We start from the raw sequence: 26705 nt of genomic DNA on the forward strand, positions 1-26705 counted from the left end.
CGCACAAAAACTGACAAAATTAAATAACAAATGTAAGCAATGTGAAGCTTTTGTTTCATTTAAGCAAGTTAAGATCTCCTCCCTGATCTGTAAACCGCATTAGCGCCAGCGCAATAAAAAGAGAAATTTACTTTAATTTAAAGTCGCAACAGCCCCCAAACGTGCTCTGAACAGGCTGAAAAATACGACTAATAACGAGAACCATCGCATGACTCAACCCACATTTAACCGCGTATTCAATGTATTATTTTTATGCACCGCCAACTCAGCACGCAGCATTATGTCGGAAGGACTGCTGAATATTCTGGGGCATGGCCGGTTTAACGCTTACAGCGCAGGAACACATCCCAGCGGCGAAATCAACCGCTATACAATCGAGCTACTGCAATCCATAGGCTATGACACCAGTCATTTGCACTCCAAATCATGGCAAGAATTTGAAGGACGCAATGCGCCACACATGGATATCGTGATTACGGTATGTGATGATGCCCGAGGTGAAGTATGCCCAAGCTGGCCAGGACACCCTATCAGCGCGCATTGGGCTTATGAAGATCCAAGCGGGGAAACAGAAGAAGAAAAACACGCCTCGTATTGCAAAATATTTGCACAAATCAAACGCAGAATTGATTTGCTGGTCAGCCTGCCCTCAGAAAAACTGGAGCACCTCACCCTTAACAATCTTGTGCAGGAAATAGGCCAGACGCCCCTTAACTAAGCCAGACAGGCTAATCCTCCAGGCGGCGCAGTGCATCTTCCTTTGATAAGGACAAAAGCGTTTGCTGCGTGGCCAAAATCGCGGGCATCAGCAGCAATAACTCATCGCACAGGCGGCGGGTAGTCTGGCTGAGCTCAGCACTCAGCCAATCGCAAGCGCCTGGCGTGCGCTCTTTTAGCTGTGGCTCTGGCAGCGCATTTAGTAATAAATCTGCATGCAAAAAACGGATGCCGTGGGCAGCACGAAACAGCGCTTTTACAATCGCCTGACGCTGCCGCCCGCCATCTGCCAGCAACGCTGTTTTCTCAGCAATATCATCCATCCGGTCAAACAAACTATATAAAGTGCGCTGCCCGCGCTGAATAGATTCAAAGCACACCGCACTTTGCTCACACTCGCTTGCCGCTGCCGATATCAAGCCCCGCATCGCCACCAGCCGCGTGTTAAAACGCCCCAGCGCCGCCTCGGTATCCAGTGGCACACGCCGCGCAATATGGCTATAAATCAGCGCCGATTCACGCAAATTATCCGAAAGCAAAAAACGCCAGTGATCCAGCGCCCGCTGAGGGAACAAAGACGCGGCCAGCATCGAAATCAAAGAGCCCAAAGCCACATTCGCCGTACGCCACAGCGACTCATCCACCGTGCCATCGCCCACACCGGCCACAATCACCAGCGTAATCCCTACCGTCAGCGCCGTATAACCCGCCTTACCAATTGCATGGTAAGCACTTAATAAAATCACCAGCACCATCCAGGCAAAAGACAGCAGCGGCGATACCCCATAGAGGGCCAAAGCCAGCAAACCCGCCAGCGCCCCCACCGTGGTCCCCACCGTGCGCTGCCGTGTTTTTTGCGCCACCGCGCCTAAATGCGGCACATTGCCCAGCATCACCACAATGGTCACCAGCATCCAGCTGCCGTGCTGGATTGGGAAACTAAGATTAATCATCAAACCAAACAAAAACGCCAAAACCACCCGCAAAGCATGGATCTGGCGATGATGCTGATAAAGAAATAAAGGATTTTTTACCGCGCGCCAAGGCGCAGTCAGAATTCGGGCTGGCTTCATAAGCCTTACTATAACAAAGCAGGCTATGAATAGAGAGACTGACGTGAGTAATTACTCTGTTTACCGGCAAACCACATCATCAGTAATGATCTGCCCAGCTTAAGCCATATTCATTGAGTAAGTTTTATTTGCAATAAAAAACACGATGCAGCCAAAGCCACATCGCGTTTCCTCTTCAAACAATCAAACCATTAAAATACTTTTGTACCTTTGGCACTATAAGGATAAACACCTTCACACGCCGCAGGGCCATTACGCTTTTCTGTACGGGTATAATTGCCTGATAATAATTTGCTGCTTATATCCAGGTTAAGATCCTGTGACCAGGTAATCAAACCCGTGCCACTATCATTATTAAATTGCTCTGACTTAAAGTTATTCAGCGCAATTTTCCCCGGGTAATTAACTGCGATATCGGCAATCTTGCTGCCATCCCAAACCCGGTAAGTACCTTTACCATTGGCTTCTGGCTTAAACAACCAAAGAAAGCCTGTTGTTGAACCCGCCACACTATAATTGCACCTGCTAAACTCAGGCACTGCATTACTTTGCTGCCCAGTTAATACCCCAGTCCACATATCGTAGCTGCCATAGCGTTTACCACTTTTACGCGCACCAACGATATCGTAAGTCCGCTTTTCTTCAAAAGTCAGCGCCTTGCTAATTGGATCAAAAGATTGGTCAATCGTTTCACGCTTCACATAACCCAGCTTGGGAATATGCCAGCGTTTTTCTGTCCAGCTTGAAACAGAACTGTCTTTGTCGTCTTTATAAACTACATTTGTTTTTTCCTGGCTAACACAAGCTTCCAATACGCCCAATTTAGTTTCAATTTTTTCACGGCCTAAGAACCGACACTCTGATTTAATGCTATCGGTGCCCGTACCATTTAACCAACTAATCGTTACTTTTCGTGTGTATTCAATATTCTTAGGCTGATCTTTGACCAGATCATTAATAGAAAACTCAGTCGTTGCATTCGCAGCCACACGTCGTTTCTGCCAGAAATTTTCTTTACCATTTTGCTCAGTCCCTATTTGGGACCAACCAAGCATTTTTTTACCATCTGGTGAACGATATTCCTGCGAAGAAATCGTAAAAGGATATTTATTTTTCGAATGCGTATCCGTTAAATCTTCATTAATAACGTATTCACTGGAAGTTTGTAAAACCGATTCACCCTCAATATTGACCAACTTAGTACTTACTTCATAATCATGTTTAAAACTGCCACCCGCCCAGTACTCCTTGAAATTACCCTTTCCAGAATAATCTACTTTTGTTCGGCTATCCCAAGTAAATACAGCCAAATCGCTTTCACTGGTATCACTCGCTTTTAAATCCGCCGGCAAAGAAGCAATACATTGGCCTAAGGTTTCTTTTGCCGGGTCAACCGACACAACAGGCGTCGAAGTTGTGCTGCTTGCATCATCGCCACTGCCACCACAAGCCACCAATACAAGCGCAGCAGAAACGGCAAGAGCCATTGCACTATAAGGAGTTTTTTCATTTTAACCGTTCATCAGGATAATTATGTGTAAGGCTTGAATTATCTCAAATAATGTTTTGTAAGCATATGCTGATGAACTAATCATCCATGCTTTACATCAAAATATGCATAGATAATAAAGACAAAAGCCAGTCTACAGCGATCTCCCGCTACAAACTGGCCTATAAAGTTTAAACACTGCCCCACCCACTGCCAGTTATATAGTGGCCATCTCGCTCCCTCTCATCGAAGCGGCACCCACTTTGTTGTGACTGAGCCACCCATCCATGTTAGCTAAACCACTAAAACCCTTCCAATAACTTACAAAAAAATAAATAAAACTACCGAAATTTCCATGGATTTAAAAAGAGCAACACCTCAGGCTTGCTGGTTCTCATCTGCTTTAACCAGATATAAAAGCGTAAAGCCAATAATCACTACCACACGAAAAGCGGCTTCCTGCCCATTCCAAATCGTGGATTGCCACATTAAAAACCACTCCCCACCAATAGTAATAAATCCTGTAAACCACAAGATAATCCCCAGCGTAAGCCCTGAAATGGCAATACCCTTAGCCTGATTAAATGCTGAAGCATCTTTTATTGCCTTCAATAATCTATAGCCACCCAGCCAGCACAAAGCAGCAATTAACAGCTCAAAACCAATTAAAAAATGATATGCCGCATGATGAATGAATGGCGAGCCAATAGACCGCCACATCACCGCATTATCAGGAAACGTGGTATCCATTTTTAAGACATGGTTCACAAATCGATAATTGGATTCATAATCCATCAGATTATTAACTGCCACTAAAGAAACAAAAAATGCTACCGCCCAAACAAGGGCAATTTTAGAGAGTCTGGTATACATTAAATCCCCGGGAATTAAACGATAAGAAGGCACTTTGAATAAAATCAAGCCTCCCTTAGTTTACCTTCACTAGAGATAAAAAACACAGGCTATAGAAATATTTTGTAATTAATAAGAAAGAATCCAATCTGGCAAGCGCCGGGGCACAGTGATACTGCGAATTTCAAAAAGAGATCAAGAAATAGCAGACACAAAAAAACCCTGACAAGTCAGGGTTTCATTGGGCTTCTTGGCGGAGAGAGGGGGATTCGAACCCCCGATAGGCTATTAACCTATACACGCTTTCCAGGCGTGCGACTTAAGCCACTCATCCATCTCTCCGCGAGAAGAGGCCGAATAATAATCAAGTTAGCGGGAGTGCGCAAGCCCTTTCTGCGATTATTTTTCATTTTCTTTACAATCTTTCTGCGCTCCAGACCCGTTTTACTTAATAAAAATGGATATTCATTATATATATCAGGCAATTAGCTATAATTTACCCATTTAAAAAAACAAGCAAATGTAAAAGAGATTTACCTGCATCAATACACCAAAAACAATTCAAATGGCATATTTGGCGCTAATCAATCGCTGCAAATAAATCATGGGAAACTTTATCTGCACCCTATCCGCTTAAAATAACAGGCAAAGCTTGCTTAGGAGGTGCGTGTTTGCCTGTGCTCAACCCTTTGCAGTGCAAGATATACATCCTGTTAATCCTGCCCGGCTACACGCTACTATGAAATACCATCTGGTTGGTGGGCTGCGCCCCTAACCTGCCGACCTAAGGATTTGCAGCAGAGGATCGGCTTATCGCCGCCCAACAAATACACGCGACTCAAGCTGGATAAGATGGTTTTTACTTCTCAGACAAAACAAAACCCACGCAAGGTGGGTTTTGTCAGTACTTACTGCCTGAGATCTGCTTTAACCCACAACCGGGATTTTACCGATCTTAGCCTGCCAGATTTTTGGCGCAGTGGCGTGTACCGAGATACCTTGCGAATCAACGGCTACGGTGACCGGCATATCCACCACATCGAACTCGTAAATGGCTTCCATACCCAGATCTGCAAAGCCGACCACGCGGCTGGCTTTAATGGCTTTGGAGACCAGATAGGCAGCACCGCCTACGGCCATTAAATAAACAGACTTGTGCTTTTTGATCGCATCGAGCCCAGCCGGGCCACGCTCTGCCTTACCGATCATACCCAGAAGGCCAGTCTCAGCCAGCACTTGTTCGGTAAACTTATCCATGCGCGTGGCGGTGGTCGGGCCTGCAGGGCCGACGATTTCATCTCGCACCGGGTCTACCGGGCCAACGTAGTAGATAAAGCGGCCAGTAAAATCAACCGGCAATTTTTCGCCACGATTGAGCATATCCACCATGCGCTTATGCGCGGCATCGCGGCCGGTAAGCATTTTGCCGTTTAACAGCAGGGTTTGGCCTGGCTGCCAGCTGGCCACGTCTTCACGCGTTACTGTATTCAGATCAACACGGGTGGCGGCTGCGGATGGGGTCCAGGTTACATCCGGCCAGTCTTCCAGCTTTGGTGTTTCCAACACAGCCGGGCCAGTGCCATCCAGCGTGAAATGCACATGCCTGGTGGCGGCGCAGTTGGGGATCATGGCGATCGGCAGGCTGGCGGCGTGGGTTGGATAGTCTTTGATTTTGACATCCAGCACCGTAGCTAAACCGCCTAAGCCCTGAGCGCCAATCCCCAGCGCATTAACTTTTTCGTACAGCTCAATACGCAGCTCCTCGCTTCGGGTTTGTGCGCCGCGCTCAATCAGCTCATGGATATCGATTTCTTCCATCAGCGCTTCTTTGGCCATCACCATGGCTTTTTCTGCCGTGCCACCAATCCCGATGCCCAGCATACCCGGCGGGCACCAGCCTGCACCCATCAGGGGCACAGTTTTAAGCACCCAATCCACAATCGAATCGGATGGGTTGAGCATGGCAAATTTAGATTTATTCTCGGAGCCGCCGCCTTTGGCTGCGATATCAATTTCTACCGTATTGCCTTCCACTACTTCGTAATGAATCACGGCGGGGGTATTGTCTTTGGTGTTCTGGCGCTTGCCGGCGGGGTCTTGCAGAATAGACGCACGCAGCTTGTTATCCGGGTGCAGATAGGCGCGGCGCACCCCTTCGTTGATCATGTCTGTCAGGCTCATCGTCGCGTCGGCCCACTGCACATTCATGCCGACGCGCACAAAACAGGTGACGATGCCGGTATCCTGGCAAATAGGGCGGTGGCCTTCGGCGCACATCCGGCTATTGGTCAGAATTTGCGCGATGGCGTCTTTTGCTGCGGGCGATTCTTCTTTTTCATAAGCCACACCCAAAGCCTGGATGTAATCCTTAGGATGGTAGTAGCTGATGTATTGCAGGCTGTCGCTGATGCTATCGATTACGTCTTGCTGACGGATTGTTGTCATCTTCTGGTCCCAGTGGTTTTACAGGATGACGCAATTGTAGCGCATGCGCGGGTCAGAAAATATTAGCGCTAACAGCCAGCTCAACGTTTAGATCAATATCATCTAGTTGCAATGTAATTCAATTACAATAGCTTTTATTACACTTACACTACAGACCATAATCATGCTTGATCGTCACTCTGGCGTTGCCCTCTGGCGACAAATTGAAGATTCACTGGCACGCGATATCGGCAACAAGCTGCTGCGGGATCGCATGCCGAATGAAACCGAGCTGGCCACTCAATTTGCCGTCAACCGCCATACCATACGGCGGGCTCTTCAGGCACTTGAAGCACGCGGTTTAGTCAGAATAGAGCAAGGCCGTGGCACTTTTGTACAAGAAGAAATGATTGATTATCAGCTTGGCCGCCGCACACGTTTTTCGCATAGCTTACAAAAACAACGTCTTGCCGGGCAAAGCCATGTATTAAATGTGAAAACCGAAGCCGCCAATCCGGAAATTTGCCAGCATCTGGCTATTGCTGCAGAAAGCCATGTTTTACATATCGAGGCACTGGATATTGTGGATGAGCGCGTAGTGGGCGTATGCCATCAATATTTCCCACTGCCGCGCTTTAAGGGCTTTGAGACGTTTTACACCAGTCAGCCCAATACTAATCTGGCGCTTAAAGCCTTTGGTATTGAACAATGCCAGCGCAAATCATCCCGCATCAGTGCACGCCTGCCTGAAAGCGGCCAGGCACAACTTTTATCGCAAACTAAATTTCAGCCGCTTCTTTGTGTAGAAAGCGTTTACAGTGATGCAGACAGCCAGATTATTGAATATGGCATTACGCATTTCACTGGCGATGCCGTACAAATTTACTTAGAAGCCGAAACATTTTAAGCCATGTCAGATATCACTGCCCCACAAAACTTACGCCGGTTTATTGCACTGAATCAGCCACTGGGCTGGATGGAAGACGCCAGCCTGCCCTTTTTGCAAGCCGCACTAGGGGCGGCAGCGGTGCAAATCAGTGATGATGCGATCTGCGCAGACCCAAGCATCAGCGCCAGCGCGCTGGAAAGTGCGCTGGCGCAAGCCGCATTACAAATGCACGATGCTGGGTGGATTAAGGGCTGGCGCGATGAGCGCTACACAGTGTTTGCCAGCGATCAGGCCGGGGGGCTGGATTTAGCCCGGCCATTATTCGAGCTGGAACGCGCCGCCTTTCGCCGCTTTGGCCTGACCAGCCGTGCAGTGCATATCAATGGCTATACCAGCCGCGGGCTGTGGATTGCCCAGCGTGCCAACAGCAAAGCCATCGATCCCGATAAGCTGGACAATCTTGCGGCGGGCGGCATATCCGCAGGAGAAAAAGCATGGGATTGTGCAATCAGAGAGCTGGCAGAAGAAGCCGGCATCCCAACCCAATTAGCCAGCCAGGCCGTCACTAGCGGCAGTCTGCGTACCACGCGGGCAGAGGCCGATGGCTGGCACGATGAAATCATCTGCACCTATGATTTACTGCTGCCCGAAGATTTTGTGCCCATAAATACCGATGGCGAAGTGGCAGGCTTTCAGCACTTTGGTTTTGATCAGATCCGCTCAATCCTGCCCAAGATGACACTGGATGCGGCGGCGGTAACGCAGGCATTTTTGAAACAACACCTTATTTAATTAAAAATCATTTAAAAGCACCGAGGGTGGTAAAAAGGGCTTCCAGAATGCAGTATCGTATTTCCACCATGCATGCCCCCCCATCGGCACCCTGCCCCCATTCACCTTATAGTAATAAGCAGGTTTTAATTCCAAAGAAAATAAAGAAGCGGTTATTTCATTTGGAATAATAAAATCAGCAGATAAAGCGCCCATATAAGAAAAAAACAAATCTTCACTGGAGCCAGCTGCAAGAAAAATCGCGAGCGCTACGGGGAATTCCTCAAGCAAACTGATGCATTTTTGGGTTCTGCGTAAGCTCAACCCGCCATTACCCACAAATACTTTAATCGCCTTGCCATACTCGCCTTCAAACAATCCAAGATTCACAAACAACTCATTACCATCTGGCCAGGGCGCGCCAATATAGTCAAAAGGTTTATTGGTCCATACATCCAGATCATCACGTAAAACAATGGCATCTGTTTGTAAAATCAATATAAATTCATAAGTATCAAAGCGCTGATAAAAAGAATCAGCCAAAAGCAGGCGGTTATAGCCTTCAACACTTGCAAAATAATGATCTTCAAAAAACACAAAAGGGATTTCGGGATAATTGGCCCGATAATAAGCACGATCAATGCTTTCTGGCGCAATAAATTGTGCTTTTCGCCCAGCCAGAGCTTGTAAAGAAACATCCAGAGAATAGCGCTCTATTTCAGTAAGCGCTGGCTTATAGAGCGGAATAAGCACAATAACTTGTTCTGGCATAAAAACCTTGTAATCAGCTTAATCTGTTAAAGGCTACACGGCACATGCTCTGACAGCGGCAATCACCCGCTCAGCATCGCTATGGCTCATCACAGGGCTAATGGGCAGGCTTAGCACCTGCTGATGTATTTTTTCTGCTACAGGCAGGGATAATTGATTAAATGATTTATATGCCCCCTGCTGATGAGGTGCAACCGGGTAATGAATCAAAGTCGCAATACCCCGCTCTGCCAGCCTGCTTTGCAATTCATCTCTTTTTGCAGAGCGCAGCACATATAAATGCCATACGGGTGACACCCCATCAGGCACAAAGGGTAAATGCAATGGCAGGCCTTGCAATCCTTCAGTATATTGCTGCGCAATCCGGCAACGCTGCTGAGTTTCTGCATCTAAATAAGGCAGCTTTACACTAAGTAAAGCCGCTTGCAATTCATCGAGGCGGCAATTAAAGCCCTGCTCTTCATTATAATATTTTACTTTTGAGCCATAATTTAAAAGCATGCGCACTTTTTCTATCAGCAAATCATCATTGCTGGTAATCGCCCCGGCATCGCCCAATGCACCTAAATTTTTACCGGGATAAAAACTAAACCCTGCAGTATGGCCAAGCCCCCCCACTTTTCTGCCTTTATATAATGCACCATGCGCCTGGGCCGCGTCTTCAATTACTTTTAAATTGTACTGGCCGGCAATAGCCATAATTGCATCCATATCAGCAGGCTGCCCATACAGATGCACGGCGATAATCGCTTTGGTTCTCGGCGTAATGGCCGCTTCAATTAAAGCTGGGTCAAGATTATAAGTGGATTCAAGCGGCTCAACCGGCACGGGCACAGCCCCGGCATAAGTCACCGCCAGCCATGTGGCAATATAGGTATTAGAGGGCACAATCACCTCATCACCCGCTCCAATTCCATAAGCACGCAAAATTAAATGCAGAGCATCAAGGCCGTTACTCACCCCGGCGCAATGCTTTGTTTCACAATAGCTGGCGAAAGATTTTTCAAATAGATTTAATTCTTCCCCCAGAATAAAACGACCTGAATCCAGCACACGCTCAAATGCCTGAATTAATTCAGCACGATGCAGTGCATTAATCGATTTCAAATCCAGAAAAGAAATATGGTTTTTCATTATTCAAGTGTTTTTACAAAACGGGCAGGCACGCCTGCTACTAATGTTTTTTCTTTTACATCTTTAGTCACAACCGAACCAGCGCCTACGGTAGCGCCTTGCCCAACCCGGATAGCCGGCAATAATGATGCGCCCACACCAATGACCACATGATCTTCAATTGTGGGGCCAACCACATGCGATGAATATCCTTCTCTTACCGCATTATCATTCGTTGTGCCTACATGCAGGCTTATAAATACATCATCACCAATAACCGCATTCCCGGTGATATGGCTGCAATCCATTATTTTAGTGCGGCTGCCAATTTTAGTATTGTAATTCACCGTCACATACCGGCTTAAAATACAAAAATTGCCCACACTGCATTTCTCTCTGATTGAAGCGCCATCACCCAGCAGAGTATTATTGCCAATAATCACATCATAAAAAATAACCGAATTGGGGCCAATAGAGCACTCGTCTCCAATTTGGACCACTTTATCAAACTCCGGCATACGTGCCAAAGCCCCTGCCCCCTTAGGCTCTTTGCCAATAAAGGCCCCCGGAAACACCTCTACAGCACGCCCTATATTTACCCCATCAGCAATAACCACATGGGGATGAATCACACTATCATCGCCAATCACACACTCGCCAATCACAGCAAAAGGCATGACTGTGACATTAGCCCCTAATTTTGCTTTTTCTGAAATAATTGCAGAAGGATGAATCATGATATGGCACTCACGGCTTGATTAGTAAATTCTTCATAGCTACGAATATAGTCTGACTCATCATAATAATCATCGGTTAATACCAATAAAACACAGTCATCACTAAAATCATACATTTCCCGCCAAATCATCGACTCAATTAATAAGCCTTGTGCCGGATTGTCTAATAAAAGCTCAATTTTTTCCTTACCATCATCCAGCAAAAAACGGCAAGATCCCCTCAATGAAATCGCGACCTGCTTCAATGTCTTGTGTGCATGAAACCCGCGGCGAACGCCTTCTTTTGTGCCAAACAAATAATAAACACGCTTAATTGGAAAAGGGATGTTCTTTTGCTCTTCGAGCGAAACCAATGAGCCCCTATCATCCCCATGCTTTTGTAGCTGAATAAATTTAATTTGCATAATAACCTCTGCTTCAAAAAACACCAGATCTGCATAAGTAAAAAACTGAGCAAAAACCAACTGGAAAACTACAAATTGCACTAGGCATGATAAGTACTCAGATAAGAGTCGTGAAATGCATAATCATTTCTTAAAATACCATCTACAGCACGCTGCACACGTAATAAAATATCATTACAACGTGTATCTGCATGATGCCTTGCCAAACCATCAAGCACTCTTTGAATTAAACCGTTTTCACCACTTTCATTAAATACATTGATGGCTGATTTTGCAATTTCATGAGGCTCTACAAGACCATTTAAATCATAATATAATGGCGAAGTGCCTAAATAAGCCACTTCAGGCATATTTTGATAGAAAGCAGGTAAGATAGGAATACCCCCCGTCAGCAGGGCGTTATATACGCGAATAGGGACTCCCCCTAAGACAGGCATAATCCAGTGCGTTTTATATGCCCCCCATTCTTTCAGATTTTCTAAATCAGAACGTCCTTTAAAATCATTATTGGCAAATGCAACAGCTGGAAAATGCTGCATCACCGAGGCAATTGCGCGATTACGCCTGGCATACTTTTCATAGTGCACATGCATACCAAAAGGCCCGTCGGCTCTTTCAGATAATAATAATTCCAGATTATTTAACACAAAGGTTCTGGACCACTGATGAACACAGGCAAAAACAGGGCCGATTACGCAGGGGTTAAAATGCGATAAAGCAAAAACGGTTTCTGATGATGCTGATATATAAACATCACAATGAATGGCACACAAAGCACTCATTTGCAGCCAATGCTGGGAATCCCAATCCCATATTACAAAAAGGGCCTGTGGATTTTTATTATAAAAATCAATGTACGCGGGTAAATCTTTGCCTATATCGTTATTCAGTAAAATAAACACTGCGCCTTTGGGGATACTCGCAGGCGGCTTATGTAAAAAATCGCTGGCCAGATGTACAAAATGCACATTTTCGCTCATTGATCTGGCATGCACAAGATGAGCACCTAAATACACCGTGCTTATCTTTGAAAAATCAGTGGCAGTTAATTTTTTAATTAAATCATTTTTTTTATTAAACAGCAGAGAGTCCAGTAAAGGGTCTTGCAAAAGGCTTGCAAATTGTCCTGATGTTGCAGCCAGCTTTTCAATCAGCTGATAAATTTCATTCATAAGCCCTCCCGAACCACGATGAGCGTGTTCTTTATCCACATCTGTTAAAAGGCGTTTTTTCCATTCAGAAATGGGTTTGTATCTGTTCTTAAAAAACGCCATTCAGGATTTTGCTGAGCCAGCATATCAAACAGCTCTGGCGTCACTGTATTTTTAAAAAATACCGCCTGCACATAGCTGGCCACTACCTCACCCGCATGCATGGCCGTGGTTAATTGCTCGGTGCGTGTGCGGGTGGATTCCCATATGGGATCACCATCATTACACATGGCAAATTCGCAGCCCGGTGTATAGACATCCATCATTTTTTTACTGGCAATGCCTCTTATATTTAAACCATAGGCAATTTTTTCTAATTCACGGGTGGAATACTGATAAACATAATTGCCAACCGATTCATAATGAGGCTGGCTCTGATCCACGCGGCAGGGGTAATCTACCCATGGGTCTTGTGGCTCGATGACCACCACGCCGTAGCGCGCTACGCGAAACATTTCATAAATTGCCGCATAGGGCCTGCTCATATGATGCAATGCTTCTTTGCATAAAATAAAATCAAATGAATTATCGGCAAAACTGAGTGATTCTGCATTTTCAATGGATATATTCTGAATAAAACCGGCAGCTTTGGTTTCTGCAAGTACAGCGTCATCCAAATCAGTTGCTAATACTTCGCGATAGCCTGCCTGCAATAAACGCCATGCATCGTAGCCTGCACCATCGCCCACGGTAAGCCATGAAAAATCTTTTAAGCCGCCTAATACTTCAAATACCGCCGCATATAAACGGGTTTGCCGCCAATAGCCCACGCTGCTTGATGTCCACCATGAATCGTATAAGGTACGGTGATGCGCATCGGTCATAAATTCAGCCCAATGCTTTTCATGGATCTCATTCATCGACATAGCAGCAGCCTTTATCTCATCATCAATTCAAAATGCAGCGATTTAATTATTCTGGAATTTTTACTTTTTGCATCACCGTAAGCAAATGCGGGCCGCGCCACTCTTGCAATTTAATTTCAAATGCACCGTTAAACCCATAGGCGGCAGCCCAGCGATTTACATTATCAAAATAAGCCTGGAAAGTTTGATCGGTAATAATATTAACGTGAGTTGGATCGCGAAACGCTTCAGGGTGAGGGTAAGCGGGCGTAAAAGACAAGAATTGCCCGCCCACTTTTAATACCCGATAAACTTCATTCATGACTTCAACAAACGCATTTCTGCGATTGGGCACATAAATCACACGGGGAACATGCTCTAAAAAATCGTGAGCAGTGACAAAATCAAAATACCTGTCTTCAAAAGGAATAGGGTCAAGCACTAAATCAGCACATTTGATATTTGCATCCAAATCTTCCCTGACATCAATGCCAAATACTTCATCGGCATTAAATGGGTTTTTGGGGCTGGGCCCGCAACCAATATCCAAGCTTCGTGTCATACCATCCCCTTTTGTTTATGCTTTCACTATAGTACTCATCAGCTTAATTCATCTTTAAATTCACCCAGCTGCTGAGCCCGCCACATAGCGATATAGTTGTTTTCTAAGTGTTTACAAAGCCCTTCAGTATCAAACAGGGCAAAGCTTGCCTTGTGCTCTTTTAATTTCTGTTTCAGGGCATGTAATTGCCTGGTATCCAAAGCCAGCGCCAGAATTTTTGCCTCGTATTCCGCTAATGAATGGGTAATCAATTCTGGCAGGCCAATCGCATTCAGCAGGCTGCCGGCCACCCTAGAGGGAAAGGAATTCCCCATATAAGTGACTACGGGCAAGCCGGCCATCAGGGCATCGGCGGCAGTGGTATGGGCATTGTAGGGATGGGTATCTAAGAAAATATCGGCCTGGCGATAGCGTGCCAGATGGTCTTCCACCAGCGGCACCCGGCTGGCGAATACCAGCCGGTCAGGGTCAACGCCTCTTGCACCGGCCTCTTTGCGCAAATTACGCTGGGATGCCTCCCCGCGTGACATCAGCCACAGCACGCTGCCCGGCACTTTTGTAAGCAGCCGCATCCAAACATCAAATACAGCAGGTGAGATTTTGTAATCATGGCTAAAGGAGCAAAACACAATGCCGCTGTCGGGCAAGCCACATTCGCTGCGTGTGGGGGTGCGATCGGCAATTTGAACGCTGCTGTCGGTTGGTAAATAGGTATCGGGTAAATACACCACTTTTTCGGTGTAATACTGTTGCTGCTCCGGCGGAATAATAAACCGGTCGGCAATAATATAATCAATATAATCAGCGCCCATTGTGCCGGGATAGCCAAGGTAATTCACCTGAACAGGGGCCGGCCTGAAGGCCAGAATATCGGTGCGGGTATCCGAGGTATACCCGCCTAAATCCACAATAATATCGGCTTCCATATCGCGCAGCATTTGGGCAACCTGCTCCGATCCCATTTCCCGCACATCAATAAACTGATCAAAAGCTTTAATCATTCGTGCGCGTAAGCGGCTCTGATCATCAATCCCCAGTGAAATCGCTATTGTTTCAAAACGCGATTTATCATGATGTTCAAACACGCCTGCCATTAAATGGCCCACCGGGTGCTCGCGTAAATCAGGGGATAAATAAACTAATTTTATTTTTTTATGCCGGTATCGTTCCCCTTGCCAGAGGGATTTGGCATTTTTAGGGCAATACTGATCGGCAAATATTTTAGCAGCCAGTAAATGATCTGCCGCATTATCAGAGGCCGACATAAAGGCCAGTGATTTACACGTACGCTCGCCTTTACGGATACCATCGACAATCTGTTGCGTGAGCAAATTAAAATCTGCCCAGTCGCAAATATGCATGCGCTCGTAAAATAACAGCCCTAAGCCATAATTGTAGGAGGGGTCAATTTGTATCAGGCGTTGAAATATCGCAATGGCTTGCTCGCTTTGCTTAAATTCAGTCAGTAAAATACCGCTATTGCCAAGCGCAGCCACATGATCCGGGTTGATTCTTAATATCCGCTGAAATCTTTCCAGTGCTTCCAAATGCCGGTACATGCTTCTGAGCAATACGCCGCTATTAAGTAGTACGCTGACATCATCGGGCTGAATTTCCAAAGCCAGATCAAAGCTTTTAAGCGCCCCTTCCCTGTCCCCCATGCCCTGCAGGATAGAGCCGTGTAAATATCTTAAGGGTGCAAATTGCGGCGCTGCACTCACTCCACGCTCGCAAAGCTGCAATGCCAGAGAAGAATCACCCGAATTAAGCGCAATAAGCCCTAAGGAATAAAGTGCAGCGGCATTGTTTGGATCTTCATCCAGAATCTCAATAAAAACCTTACCTGCAGCAGCAATCTCTCCCTTATTTTGTAATTCAATGGCTTGGATCAGTTTGTCAGCAGCAGGCATTGTTATGCTCTTTTTAGCAAATGAATACGAATAAATAAAACGCAAGGCTGATGATTAAGGCTCTCTGATTGCCTCGCCCATTGCCTTGGTCAGCGGCCAGATTAAATAAGAAATCACCGAGCGTTTACCCACAACAATTTCAGCAGACAGCGTCATGCCGGGTAATAAGCGTGATTTGCCTGTCATCATTTTTAGCTTATTTGGCCCTAAATTAATATGGCTGATATAAAAAGCATCTGCGCCACGCGGGGCCGTTTCATTGCGAAAAGAATCTTCGCTAATGGTGCGTACCTTTCCCTCTAACATGCCGTGCTTTTGAAAAGGAAAAGCATCCAGTTTCATATGCACCGGATCACCTTCTTTAATATAGCCAATATCCAGCGAATCAATTTTGGCTTCAACTTCCAGCACCGCCCCCAAAGGGACCAGAGTAAACATCTGCTCTGCTTCTTTTAAAACAGAGCCCTGAGACAGCTTGGCAATATCAAGCACTACGGCATCCACAGGAGAAACCAGCGAAACCATTTGCCGCCTGCGATCTGATTTTTGTAATTGCTCATTCAGGGTATCGCGCTCACGCGTGGCGGCCAGCATGTCTTCCATTACTTTTTGCCGCCAGCCATTGGCAAAAGCCATTTTTTCAGCCTGCAAAGCACCCTGCTCTTTAAGCAACTCCAGCTCTTTATTTTGCACCAGGCCTAAATCCCGTTCGATTTCTAAGCGCCGGTCCCGGACTTCAAGCAAGCGCAGCTTTGAATCGTATTGCTGTGCGGCAGCTTTTTCCTGCATGGCTTCGATTTCTACCATTGATTTCAGCCGTTTGGATAAAACCTGAAAATCATGCCGGTTAGACTGCAGCGAAGCCCCCAGCCGGGCTAGGTTTTGCTCAATTTTGGCCGATTGCGCCCTGAAGTTTGCTTGCCGCTCATTCAGAATCTGAGACTGCAAAACAGTATCAGCATCGGTGCTGGTGTTGCTTTTGGATTTGCCCGTCAGCTCGGCCTGCAAGCTGGCAATCTGTGTTTCCAGGCTTTGTAAGCGCGCCCGCAGCTGAGCATCATCAGCTTGTGCAAAAGTGGGATCGAGCGTGGCTAAAAGCTGGCCCTTACGCACCACCTGCCCTACGCGCACTTCAATGCGCTGAATAATCGATGTTTCAAAGGGCTGAACCACAATATTAGGCGAGGGATTCACCAAGCGCCCCTGTGCCACCACCACTTGCTCTACTTCAGAAAAATTCGCCCAGAGCAAAAAGCTGATAAAGGTAATCAATAAAACCAGCATGGTGCTGCGCACATAAAACGGCAGCTGCCGCTGCTCGATTTCATCGGCATCAGGCAGAAAATCGACCGCGGCCGATTCCTTCTTGCCTTTTTTCTCTACAGGTGGCTTGTTTGCTGATGCCATAGATGTTGGTATGTCTCACAGCGGGTTAAGAGTTCTTCGTGGCGGCCGCTATCCATCAGCTGGCCCTGCTGCATCACCAGTATAGTGTGCGCATTCACCAGCGTGGACAGACGGTGGGAAATCATAATCACCGTACGGCCCACAGCGATCTTGGATAAATTGCGGATAAAAATAGCCTCACTTTCCGGGTCTAATGCGCTGGCCGCTTCATCCAGAATCAAAATACGCGGCTTGGCCAGCAGCGAGCGGGCAATGGATAAACGCTGCTTTTGCCCGCCGGATAAATTAGAGGCGTTTTCTTCCAGCATGGTGTCGTAGCCCTGCGGCATACGCTCGATAAATTCATCGGCCCCTGCGGCCTCTGCTGCGGCAACAATTTCTTCAAGCGAGGCATCGGGTTTGGTCACCACCAGGTTTTGCCGCACAGTGCCGCGAAACAGAAAGTTTTCCTGCAAAACCACACCAATCTGCCGCCTTAAATGAGACAGCTCTATTTCACGCGCATCCATACCATCAAAACGGATAATCCCCCCCTGCAAGGCATAAAGCCCCTGGATGAGCTTGGTGACGGTGGTTTTGCCAGAGCCGCTGCGCCCGACAATGCCCACCACCGCACCAGAAGGAATCGTAAAGCTGGCGCTATTGAGTGCAGTAGCGGTTGCACCGGGGTAGCGAAAGCTCACTTCATCAAACACAATTTCACCAACTAATTGTGGCCGCAAGCCACCCGCGCCAACCCGGCCTTCGGGCGGGCGATTCATAACTTCCCCCATCATCCTTACTGATAAAGCGGTTTCCTGGTATTCATTCACAAGTCCCACAATGGCAATCAGGGGCTGAACAACACGGCTGGACATCATTTGAAATGCAATCAGCGCCCCCACCGTTAAGGTTTGATCAAACACATCCTGTGCGCCGATCACAATCACCACCACAGGCAGTAATTTGCCTAAAAAATCTGTAATTGCATTACCAATAATCGATATTTGCCCCACTTTAAAATGCAGGGTAATGGCTTCTGCCGATAGCTGATCCCATGTGCGGCGCTGCTTGGGCTCTATCGCCAGGGCTTTTACTGTGCGCATACCATGTATGGTTTCCACCATCATGGCTTGGCGCTGGCCTTCGGCCGAATAAAGATTATTTAAACGCCGCTGATAAGTAGGCACCATCGCCGCAACAATGCTGGCAATCATGGCGGTAAATAACAGCACAATCATGGATAGTTTGCTTGAATAAGAAAATAAAACAGGCAGAAAAATAAGCAGTGAAATTAAATCAAGGCCGGTAAAAAACAATCTGCCGGTCAGAAAACTACGAATTTTTTCTAATTGCTGCATATGCCGGGAAACCACACCCGCCGAATTACTCTCAAAATAATCAATCGGCAAAGAGAGTAAGTGCCCGAACACCCGCCGGGTAAGGCGCATATCAATTTTATTGGTGGCGGCCAGGGTGAGAATCTGACGTAAAAAACCAAAAGTCGTATCAAATAACAGCGCCAGTACAATTCCGGCAGCAAGCACCCAAAGGGTAGAAACACTTTGGTGAGTTAATACTTTATCAATAACAAGCTGAAAAAAAACAGGAGAAGCCAGGGATAATAATTGCATTACCACGGCGGCAATAAAAATATCGCGAAAAGCGCTTTTTTGCTTGGCAATTTCCGGCAGAAACCAGGTTAATCCAAAGGGCTGATTCGGGTCTGCCAGCTTATGCTCGCGCTTGGCAAAAAACACCTCGCCAGCCCAGCGGCTGCAAAAGGTAGCCTGATCCTCCAGCAATACTTCAGACTGGCTGGCGGCAGGATCAATCAGTGCAATTTTATTCCCCCCTTCACCATCGGGGCGAACGCCCACCACGATCACAGCATGATCAAAGCTGGTGCGCGCAATCAGAGGAAAAACCCCAACCTGAGCAATTAAGCCCGCCCAGGTCAGCTTATCACTCCTGGCTTTTAAGCCAATATCATTGGCAATACGCAGAAGTACGGAATTAGCCGGCTCTTCATTTCCCAAAGCATATTCATCAATCAGGCGCTCCGGATTGATCTGTAAACCATGGTGCTGGGCAATCGCAGCCAGGCACTGAATAACAGTATGCAGTGGTTTATCCGACATTATAAAAAATAGTCTTTATATAAAGAGGGGATAAAATAAACAATGATTTTTATCATTTAACTATTTTTATTGAGTATAACGCAGCAGATGTAATACGCGATTAATTTTTGAATGGATTAAATATTTAACAACACATCAGAGAGCCATTGATTAAATAAGCGACTGCTGACAGGAAATCCCACAGTGCCAGATCCTTTGCGCACAGCATGGATATAAATGATTCTGATCATTCTGTGCGCGGCTTAAATAACTGGGGCCGAATTTTTTCACTGATTCAGCGCACATACTGCTTAACCAAGCTAGTGAGCAATGCCAGATCAGCGAGCCATTTGTAAAAGAGCGGGCAAAAAAACGGGTAAGGCTATTTCGCCCTACCCGTTTGCTTTGCCTGATGTATGCCACTGGCAATGTTTACTTCACAGCCAGAATCCCCGCATCGCCAGCACGGCCAAGGCCATTTAAGTGAAGTTTCTGCTCGGCTGAGACCAGAGAATCACCGGCAGATTCAATCAATTTGCCGTTGGCATCAAATTGCTTCAGCAGATCAGTCATTTGCCCTACATGCTCAGCAGAGACCAGCGTGAGGCTGGTATCAGCAGGCAATTGATCTTTCAATGCCCCCACACCTGCTGCCGCTTGTTTCTCTCCTTCTTCAAAGGCAGAAATGGCCTGCACTAAATCAACCACTTTCGAGCGCATATCCGGTGCGGCGGTAGCTGGGTTATCAGCCACAAACCAGACGTCGGCAGCGGCATGGCTGGATCCATCGGTGCTTTGATATGTGGATTTCAGCCCTACAAAATTGCCGTTATCTTTTTCTGCGGTTTTGCTCACATCCAGATTCAGCTTGGCAATATCAAGAGACGCAAGTGTTTTCAGCTCTGATGCCTGGCTAACACCATCAGCGTTTTCATCCAGCCAGACACGCAGATCATTAAAGCCATCGTCCTTAACATCAACCGTGCCATCCTGATTACTATCCAGCCCGGCCAGTGCGGCATAACCATCAGCGGCTTTTTCACCAGAACTCAGCACCGAAGATGTACCAAACAGCTCTTTACCATCGTTAATCACACCATCGTGATTACGATCCATAACCAGCAGACCATCTCCGCTGCCTACCCAGCCCGTGTTGACTTTTTCACCTGAGGCATACAAATCAAACTTCACGCCATCCGCAATGCTTAAGGTATCCACCTTCCCATTCTTGTTCAAATCAAGAATCAGCGGGCTGCCCAAGGCCAGATGAGAAATCTGATCCGTCGTAAAGGCCTGAATCTGCGCCGTAGTCATTTGCATCACTTGCGTCGTGGTAATTGCAGCAACCTGATTCGTGGTCAATGCCTGAATCTGGTTCGTGCCAAGCACAATAATTTGCTGAGTGGTCAGCGCTGCAATCGCTCTGGTGCTTAACACCACCAGATCAGAGGTTTCTAGGGCGGCCACACTGCTGGTCGAAAGCGCAGCAACCTGAGCAGAATTCAATACCGAAGCCTGATCAGAAGTCAGCGCAACCGCCTGAGCCGTCGTTAACGCCCCCATTTGTTTTGTAGTAAGCCCAACAAAGGATGTGGTGATTAAGGCTGCCAGATCAGTTGTTTCCAGTGCGGCAATATTAGTCGAAGACAATGCCGCCACTTGATTCGAACTCAGTACAGCCGCCTGCAGCGCAGTCAGTGCCACAATCTGATCCGTAGTAAACCCGGTAGCAAGGCTGGCCGATGTTAATGCGACGACCTGATCAGTTGTCAACTTGGCCACTTGCGCCGTGGTCAGCGCATTCACTTGCGCGGTATTCAGTGCAGCAATACCGCTGGTTTTAAGAACCACTAAATCACGGGTTTCAAGAGCCGCAACGCTACTGGTAGAAAGTGCGGCGATTTGTGACGACGACAGTGTCGCGGCCTGATCTGTGGTCAGGGCAACGGTTTGATCCGTAGTCAGGGCACGTACCTGGCTGGTGGTCATCGCGGCCACCGCGGTGGTGGTCAGTACCGCCAGATCGCGGGTTTCCAGTGCCGCAATATTGCTGGTACTCAGGGCCGCAACCTGACGCGAGGTCAGCTCGGCTGCCTGCGCTGTGGTCAGCGCCACCGCCTGATCGGTGCTTAAACCCGCCAGTGAGCTGGTGGTGATATTGATCACCTGATCGGTGGTGAGGTTGGCCACTTGATCAGTTGTCAGCGCTTTAACTTGTGCGCTGGAGAGTGCGGCAATCGCCAGTGTGCTGATCACCGCCAGATCGCGGGTTTCAAGCGCTGCAATATTGGTGGTGGAGAGGGCTGCAACCTGACGCGAAGTCAGAATGGCGGCCTGGGCCGTGGTCAGCGCCGCAGCCTGATCGGTGGTGAGGCCCAGCAGTGAGCCGGTGGTCAGGGCCAGTGTCTGATCCGTGGTCAGCGTGGCCACTTGTGCCGTGGTCAGGGCTTTAATCTGGTTGCTCGACAGTACGGCAATCCCTGCTGTGCTGACGACGGCCAGATCGCGGGTTTCCAGCGCAGCCATGCTGTTGGTGGAGAGTGCGGCCACCTGACGGGTTGTCAGCACCGCAGCCTGGGCCGTGGTCAGTGCCACCACCTGATCGGTTGTGAAGCCACTGGCCACCGCTGCGGTGCTCAGTGCGACCACCTGGTCAGTCGTCAGATTCGCCACTTGGGCGGTGGTCAGCGCATTCACTTGTGCGGTATTCAGTGCGGCAATACCGCTGGTTTTAAGAACCACTAAATCACGGGTTTCAAGAGCCGCAACGCTACTGGTAGAGAGTGCGGCGATTTGTGACGACGACAGTGTCGCGGCCTGATCCGTGGTCAGCGCGACAGTTTGATCCGTAGTCAGGGCACGTACCTGGCTGGTGGTCATCGCGGCCACCGCGGTGGTGGTCAGCACCGCCAGATCGCGAGTTTCCAGTGCTGCAATATTGCTGGTACTCAGGGCCGCAACCTGACGCGAGGTCAGCTCAGCAGCCTGCGCAGTCGTCAGCGCCACCGCCTGATCGGTGCTTAAACCCGCCAGCGAGCTGGTCTTGATATTGACAACCTGATCCGTCGTCAGATTCGCCACTTGATCGGTGGTCAGTGCTCTGATCTGAGCGCTGGAAAGTGCAGCAATCGCCAGCGTACTGATCACGGCCAGATCGCGCGTTTCGAGTGCGGCGATATTAGTGGTAGTGAAGGCAGCAACCTGGCTTGAGGTCAGAGCGGCAGCCTGTGCAGTAGTCAGTGCAACAATTTGATCTGTAGTCAGGCCCAAGAGCGACGCGGTTGTTAACTGAACCGCCTGATCGGTCGTTAAATTAGCCACTTGCGCTGTCGTTAATGCCCGAACTTGGTTACTTGAAAGTACGGCAACCGGCAAGGTGGTGACAACGGCCAGATCACGGGTTTCGAGTGCGGCCACATTATTGGTGGACAACGCGGCCACCTGGCGGGTGGTCAGAACGGCAGCCTGGGCCGTGGTCAGGGCGACAACCTGATCGGTGGTCAGCCCGCTTGAAAACGCAGCCGTATTCAATGCCACAACCTGATCGGTTGTCAGATTAGCTACTTGGGCGGTGGTCATTGCATTAACTTGCGCTGTATTTAACACCGCAATGCCGCTGGTTCGGAGTACTACTACATCGCGTGTTTCCAGTGCGGCAACGCTGGTGGTTGAGAGTGCAGCAATTTGCGAAGAAGACAGCGTCGCAGCCTGATCGGTGGTCAGTGCAACCGCCTGATCGCTGGTCAGCACCCTGACCTGGCTGGTGGTCATGGCCGCTACGGATGTCGTAGTCAGTACAGCTACATCACGCGTTTCCAGCGCGGCAATATTCGTTGTTGAAAGTGCAGCCACCTGGCGGGAAGTCAGCTCAGTGGCCTGTGCAGTCGTCAGCGCAACAACCTGATCCGTCGTCAAACCGCCAAGTGCGGTGGTACTGATATTGACGGCCTGATCTGTTGTTAAATTAGCAACCTGATCGGTCGTCAGTGCTCTGACTTGCGCACTGGACAGTACCGCCACACCTTGCGTACTGACCACGGCTAAATCACGGGTTTCCAGCGCTGCAATATTGGCAGTAGAAAGCGCTGCGACCTGACGTGTTGTTAGTACGGCAGCCTGTGCCGTATTTAATGCAACCACCTGATCTGTGGTTAAGCCACTGCCTACCGCACTGGTCGTCAGGGCAACCACCTGATCGGTGGTCAGATTATTCACTTGTGCAGTGGTCAGCGCTCTGGTTTGCGTACTTGACAATACGGCAACATCAGCCGTGCTGATCACCACCAGGTCCCGGGTTTCCAGTGCGGCCACATTATTGGTGGACAACGCGGCCACCTGGCGGGTGGTCAGAACGGCAGCCTGGGCCGTGGTCAGGGCGACAACCTGATCGGTGGTCAGCCCGCTTGAAAACGCAGCCGTATTCAATGCCACAACCTGATCGGTTGTCAGATTAGCTACTTGGGCGGTGGTCATTGCATTAACTTGCGCTGTATTTAACACCGCAATGCCGCTGGTTCGGAGTACTACTACATCGCGTGTTTCCAGTGCGGCAACGCTGGTGGTTGAGAGTGCAGCAATTTGCGAAGAAGACAGCGTCGCAGCCTGATCGGTGGTCAGTGCAACCGCCTGATCGCTGGTCAGCACCCTGACCTGGCTGGTGGTCATGGCCGCTACGGATGTCGTAGTCAGTACAGCTACATCACGCGTTTCCAGCGCGGCAATATTCGTTGTTGAAAGTGCAGCCACCTGGCGGGAAGTCAGCTCAGTGGCCTGTGCAGTCGTCAGCGCAACAACCTGATCCGTCGTCAAACCGCCAAGTGCGGTGGTACTGATATTGACGGCCTGATCTGTTGTTAAATTAGCAACCTGATCGGTCGTCAGTGCTCTGACTTGCGCACTGGACAGTACCGCCACACCTTGCGTACTGACCACGGCTAAATCACGGGTTTCCAGCGCTGCAATATTGGCAGTAGAAAGCGCTGCGACCTGACGTGTTGTTAGTACGGCAGCCTGTGCCGTATTTAATGCAACCACCTGATCTGTGGTTAAGCCACTGCCTACCGCACTGGTCGTCAGGGCAACCACCTGATCGGTGGTCAGATTATTCACTTGTGCAGTGGTCAGCGCTCTGGTTTGCGTACTTGACAATACGGCAACACCCGCCGTGCTCAGCACCACCAAATCACGGGTTTCCAGCGCCGCAACATTGCTGGTAGACAGTGCCGCGATCTGGCGGGTGGTCAGCACAGCTGCCTGAGCTGTATTCAAAGCCACAATCTGATCTGTTGTTAAGCCACTTGCCAGCGCCGCAGTACTTAGCGCCACCACCTGATCCGTAGTCAGATTAGAGACTTGCGCGGTGGTCATTGCGTTGATCTGGGCAGTGCTCAGAGCAGCAATGCCGCTGGTTCGGAGCACCACTACATCGCGTGTTTCCAGTGCGGCAACGCTGGTGGTTGAGAGTGCAGCAATTTGCGAAGAAGACAGCGTTGCAGCCTGATCGGTGGTCAGTGCAACCGCCTGATCGCTGGTCAGCGCCCTGACCTGGCTGGTGGTCATTGCCGCTACGGATGTCGTAGTCAGCACAGCTACATCCCGTGTTTCCAGCGCGGCAATATTCGTCGTTGAAAGTGCAGCGATCTGGCGGGAAGTTAGCTCAGTGGCCTGTGCGGTGGTAAGGGCAACCACCTGATCTGTCGTCAAGCCACTTAAAGACGAGGTATTCAGGTTAACCACCTGATCCGTCGTTAAATTAGCGACCTGATCGGTCGTCAGTGCTCTGACTTGCGCACTGGACAGCACCGCCACACCCTGGGTGCCGATCACGGCTAAATCACGGGTTTCGAGTGCAGCGATATTAGTAGTGGAAAGTGCGGCCACCTGACGGGAAGTCAGCACTGCGGCCTGTGCCGTACTTAAAGCAACAATTTGATCTGTACTGAAACCACTCCCCACAACCGTTGTAGTCAGGGCAACCACCTGATCTGTGGTCAGATTATTAACCTGAGCAGTAGTCAGCGCTCTGGCTTGCGTGCTGGAGAGTGTGGCAATACCGGATGTACTCAGCACTACAAGATCACGTGTTTCAAGGGCCGCAATATTTGTACTTGTCAGGGCGGCAATCTGGCGCGTGGTTAAGACTTGTGCCTGAGCGGTAGTCAGCGCCACAACCTGATCGGTGGTTAAGCCACGGCTAATTTGCGAAGTGGTCAGCACCACGATCTGTGCTGTAGTTAATGCAGCAAACTGGCTGGTAGAAAATTCCGCTATATCTGCGGTCGTAAATCCAGCGATTTGCTGGGTTGTCAGTGCAGCAACCTGTGCCGTCGACAGTGCAGTGATATAGCTCATTTTTTTCTTCCTGAAGAGTGACTTCAAACCGCAATTGCAGACTTAGGCACTGATTTACGCTCTAATTTTCCACAAAAGCTTACAAGAAATATTGTTTACTTATTTATAAAAATGTGAATTTCATTTAAACAAGCAACAAATACCATCACGAACCACATCTATCGACAAAAATAAAGGTAACTTTAGCACAATGAAATGCTTATTTTCTTACATAATTTAATCGGCAAAAAAACCGCAAACCCCCGCTATGCTTTTGATTTTGCGCCAAAAATCACCAAAAATTCAACAGAAACACCACAGGAAACAGATCAATGGTTAAAATGTGATCACAATCACAAAAAACTACACCCCACCCCGTTCACTTACATAAAATTACACCAGCGTAATATTTTCCATCCTTTTTGCGCAGCAAGATCGCACAAAACAGAATCGGGATTCACCACACAAGCATTCTCAACCGCCAGCAGCAGTGGCACATCATTTCTTGAATCGCTATAACCCGAACTGCCCGCCAGAACTTCACCCTCTTTTTGCAGCCAATCATGCAATCGCAGCACCTTGCCCTGCTGGTAAGTCAGCACGCCCCTTGTCTGCCCCGTATATAAACCCGCCTTGCTCTCCAGAGCGATAGCAAGATAATCGGCAACGCCCAAAAAGCGGGCGACAGGACCAACAATATGCTCACCCGTTGCAGAAATAATCAGCACCCTGTCTCCCCTCGCCCGGTGCTTTTCAATCACCTGCCGCGCCTCTGCAAACACGACGGGGGCAATCATTTGCTCAATAAAAACGGCCACCCACTGCCCCACCCCATCAACCGAACGCCCTTTTAAGGCTTGCAGCGTAAAAGACATATAGTCTTCCATTTGCAAAAGCCCCTGGTGATAGGCCCGCATCAGCTCCGCTTCTTTGGCCAGCATGCTGGCGTCGGCCAGACCTTTATTCACTAAAAATTGCAAAAACAGGCTGGCGCTATCGCCATTAATTAATGTGTCGTCTAAATCAAAAATTGCTAATGCCATTACTTATCCTTGCTTCGCCTCAGACAGGCTTGGGATGATTGGTGGTGGTTTGTGGCTT

Annotated in this window: 19 protein-coding genes and 1 tRNA gene; 3 read left to right on the forward strand and 17 right to left on the reverse strand. The window is 48.4% G+C overall.

The window, feature by feature from the left end:
- The first annotated feature begins 208 nt into the window (after nt 1-208).
- A complete protein-coding gene (locus CSQ88_RS01300) occupies nt 209-718 on the forward strand; it encodes an arsenate reductase ArsC (protein ID WP_099396316.1) in 510 nt (169 codons plus the stop codon).
- 10 nt (nt 719-728) lie between these two features.
- Here the strand turns inward: CSQ88_RS01300 and CSQ88_RS01305 are convergent, their stop codons facing one another.
- The 5 genes from CSQ88_RS01305 to CSQ88_RS01325 all read right to left on the reverse strand — a co-directional run bounded on the left by CSQ88_RS01305 (nt 729) and on the right by CSQ88_RS01325 (nt 6576).
- Nucleotides 729-1790: an FUSC family protein gene (locus CSQ88_RS01305; protein ID WP_099396317.1), complete on the reverse strand. Its 1062-nt coding sequence runs from the start codon at nt 1788-1790 to the stop codon at nt 729-731.
- A 191-nt stretch (nt 1791-1981) separates the two neighbouring features.
- Entirely contained in the window at nt 1982-3277 is a 1296-nt protein-coding gene (locus CSQ88_RS01310; protein WP_099396318.1) for a hypothetical protein, read from the reverse strand.
- A 380-nt stretch (nt 3278-3657) separates the two neighbouring features.
- On the reverse strand, nt 3658-4152 hold the full coding sequence (locus CSQ88_RS01315) for a DUF2165 family protein (protein WP_099396343.1): 495 nt from the start codon (nt 4150-4152) through the stop codon (nt 3658-3660).
- A gap of 230 nt (nt 4153-4382) precedes the next feature.
- Nucleotides 4383-4473, reverse strand: a tRNA-Ser gene (locus tag CSQ88_RS01320).
- Nucleotides 4474-5058: 585 nt separating this feature from the next.
- Complete coding sequence (locus CSQ88_RS01325) at nt 5059-6576, reverse strand: fumarate hydratase (protein WP_099396319.1); 1518 nt, start codon at nt 6574-6576, stop codon at nt 5059-5061.
- A gap of 163 nt (nt 6577-6739) precedes the next feature.
- Between CSQ88_RS01325 and phnF the strand changes: the two genes are divergently transcribed.
- Entirely contained in the window at nt 6740-7462 is a 723-nt protein-coding gene (phnF, locus tag CSQ88_RS01330; protein ID WP_099396320.1) for a phosphonate metabolism transcriptional regulator PhnF, read from the forward strand.
- A gap of 3 nt (nt 7463-7465) precedes the next feature.
- Nucleotides 7466-8236, forward strand: a complete 771-nt coding sequence (locus CSQ88_RS01335; protein ID WP_099396321.1) for an NUDIX hydrolase family protein — start codon at nt 7466-7468, stop codon at nt 8234-8236.
- Here CSQ88_RS01335 and CSQ88_RS01340 read toward each other — a convergent pair whose 3' ends face one another.
- The 12 genes from CSQ88_RS01340 to CSQ88_RS01395 form a co-directional block, all read right to left on the reverse strand.
- Nucleotides 8237-8986, reverse strand: a complete 750-nt coding sequence (locus CSQ88_RS01340; RefSeq protein ID WP_099396322.1) for a DUF5672 family protein — start codon at nt 8984-8986, stop codon at nt 8237-8239. It lies immediately after the preceding gene.
- Between the two features lie 33 nt (nt 8987-9019).
- Nucleotides 9020-10120, reverse strand: a complete 1101-nt coding sequence (locus CSQ88_RS01345; RefSeq protein WP_099396323.1) for a DegT/DnrJ/EryC1/StrS aminotransferase family protein — start codon at nt 10118-10120, stop codon at nt 9020-9022.
- Entirely contained in the window at nt 10120-10836 is a 717-nt protein-coding gene (locus CSQ88_RS01350) for a DapH/DapD/GlmU-related protein (protein WP_099396324.1), read from the reverse strand. Before CSQ88_RS01350 ends, CSQ88_RS01345 begins: the two co-directional genes overlap by 1 nt.
- Nucleotides 10833-11321 (reverse strand): FdtA/QdtA family cupin domain-containing protein, encoded by a 489-nt coding sequence (locus tag CSQ88_RS01355; protein WP_218962970.1) that lies wholly within the window; start codon nt 11319-11321, stop codon nt 10833-10835. Before CSQ88_RS01355 ends, CSQ88_RS01350 begins: the two co-directional genes overlap by 4 nt.
- Nucleotides 11321-12514 (reverse strand): hypothetical protein, encoded by a 1194-nt coding sequence (locus CSQ88_RS01360; protein ID WP_143449378.1) that lies wholly within the window; start codon nt 12512-12514, stop codon nt 11321-11323. Before CSQ88_RS01360 ends, CSQ88_RS01355 begins: the two co-directional genes overlap by 1 nt.
- Complete coding sequence (locus tag CSQ88_RS01365; protein WP_099396326.1) at nt 12457-13317, reverse strand: class I SAM-dependent methyltransferase; 861 nt, start codon at nt 13315-13317, stop codon at nt 12457-12459. The genes CSQ88_RS01360 and CSQ88_RS01365 overlap by 58 nt, the downstream gene beginning before the upstream one ends.
- A 46-nt stretch (nt 13318-13363) precedes the next feature.
- Nucleotides 13364-13858 (reverse strand): class I SAM-dependent methyltransferase, encoded by a 495-nt coding sequence (locus tag CSQ88_RS01370; RefSeq protein ID WP_099396327.1) that lies wholly within the window; start codon nt 13856-13858, stop codon nt 13364-13366.
- 38 nt (nt 13859-13896) lie between these two features.
- On the reverse strand, nt 13897-15768 hold the full coding sequence (locus CSQ88_RS01375; RefSeq protein ID WP_099396328.1) for a tetratricopeptide repeat protein: 1872 nt from the start codon (nt 15766-15768) through the stop codon (nt 13897-13899).
- 54 nt (nt 15769-15822) lie between these two features.
- The gene (locus tag CSQ88_RS01380; protein WP_099396329.1) at nt 15823-17175 is read right to left on the reverse strand and encodes an HlyD family type I secretion periplasmic adaptor subunit; all 1353 of its coding nucleotides are present in this window, start codon (nt 17173-17175) and stop codon (nt 15823-15825) included.
- Nucleotides 17148-19295 carry a peptidase domain-containing ABC transporter gene (locus CSQ88_RS01385; protein ID WP_099396330.1) on the reverse strand — a complete coding sequence of 716 codons (2148 nt, stop codon included), beginning with the start codon at nt 19293-19295 and terminating at the stop codon, nt 17148-17150. The genes CSQ88_RS01380 and CSQ88_RS01385 overlap by 28 nt, the downstream gene beginning before the upstream one ends.
- 411 nt (nt 19296-19706) lie before the next feature.
- Nucleotides 19707-25625, reverse strand: a complete 5919-nt coding sequence (locus CSQ88_RS01390) for a heme utilization protein (RefSeq protein WP_218962971.1) — start codon at nt 25623-25625, stop codon at nt 19707-19709.
- A 362-nt stretch (nt 25626-25987) separates the two neighbouring features.
- On the reverse strand, nt 25988-26647 hold the full coding sequence (locus tag CSQ88_RS01395) for an HAD family phosphatase (protein ID WP_099396331.1): 660 nt from the start codon (nt 26645-26647) through the stop codon (nt 25988-25990).
- Between the last annotated feature and the right edge of the window lie 58 nt (nt 26648-26705).

Source organism: Iodobacter sp. BJB302 (assembly GCF_002735645.1).
Classification (GTDB): domain Bacteria; phylum Pseudomonadota; class Gammaproteobacteria; order Burkholderiales; family Chitinibacteraceae; genus Iodobacter.

What these genes read in the sequence shown, in the direction of transcription:
- CSQ88_RS01395 (WP_099396331.1), bottom strand. Translation starts at nt 26,647, where the DNA reads ATGGCATTAGCAATTTTTGATTTAGACGACACATTAATTAATGGCGAT.
- CSQ88_RS01375 (WP_099396328.1), bottom strand. Translation starts at nt 15,768, where the DNA reads ATGCCTGCTGCTGACAAACTGATCCAAGCCATTGAATTACAAAATAAG.
- phnF (WP_099396320.1), top strand. Translation starts at nt 6,740, where the DNA reads ATGCTTGATCGTCACTCTGGCGTTGCCCTCTGGCGACAAATTGAAGAT.
- CSQ88_RS01305 (WP_099396317.1), bottom strand. Translation starts at nt 1,790, where the DNA reads ATGAAGCCAGCCCGAATTCTGACTGCGCCTTGGCGCGCGGTAAAAAAT.
- CSQ88_RS01340 (WP_099396322.1), bottom strand. Translation starts at nt 8,986, where the DNA reads ATGCCAGAACAAGTTATTGTGCTTATTCCGCTCTATAAGCCAGCGCTT.
- CSQ88_RS01365 (WP_099396326.1), bottom strand. Translation starts at nt 13,317, where the DNA reads ATGTCGATGAATGAGATCCATGAAAAGCATTGGGCTGAATTTATGACC.
- CSQ88_RS01380 (WP_099396329.1), bottom strand. Translation starts at nt 17,175, where the DNA reads ATGGCATCAGCAAACAAGCCACCTGTAGAGAAAAAAGGCAAGAAGGAA.
- CSQ88_RS01345 (WP_099396323.1), bottom strand. Translation starts at nt 10,120, where the DNA reads ATGAAAAACCATATTTCTTTTCTGGATTTGAAATCGATTAATGCACTG.
- CSQ88_RS01360 (WP_143449378.1), bottom strand. Translation starts at nt 12,514, where the DNA reads ATGGCGTTTTTTAAGAACAGATACAAACCCATTTCTGAATGGAAAAAA.
- CSQ88_RS01370 (WP_099396327.1), bottom strand. Translation starts at nt 13,858, where the DNA reads ATGACACGAAGCTTGGATATTGGTTGCGGGCCCAGCCCCAAAAACCCA.
- CSQ88_RS01310 (WP_099396318.1), bottom strand. Translation starts at nt 3,277, where the DNA reads ATGGCTCTTGCCGTTTCTGCTGCGCTTGTATTGGTGGCTTGTGGTGGC.
- CSQ88_RS01300 (WP_099396316.1), top strand. Translation starts at nt 209, where the DNA reads ATGACTCAACCCACATTTAACCGCGTATTCAATGTATTATTTTTATGC.
- CSQ88_RS01315 (WP_099396343.1), bottom strand. Translation starts at nt 4,152, where the DNA reads ATGTATACCAGACTCTCTAAAATTGCCCTTGTTTGGGCGGTAGCATTT.
- CSQ88_RS01350 (WP_099396324.1), bottom strand. Translation starts at nt 10,836, where the DNA reads ATGATTCATCCTTCTGCAATTATTTCAGAAAAAGCAAAATTAGGGGCT.
- CSQ88_RS01385 (WP_099396330.1), bottom strand. Translation starts at nt 19,295, where the DNA reads ATGTCGGATAAACCACTGCATACTGTTATTCAGTGCCTGGCTGCGATT.
- CSQ88_RS01390 (WP_218962971.1), bottom strand. Translation starts at nt 25,625, where the DNA reads ATGAGCTATATCACTGCACTGTCGACGGCACAGGTTGCTGCACTGACA.
- CSQ88_RS01325 (WP_099396319.1), bottom strand. Translation starts at nt 6,576, where the DNA reads ATGACAACAATCCGTCAGCAAGACGTAATCGATAGCATCAGCGACAGC.
- CSQ88_RS01335 (WP_099396321.1), top strand. Translation starts at nt 7,466, where the DNA reads ATGTCAGATATCACTGCCCCACAAAACTTACGCCGGTTTATTGCACTG.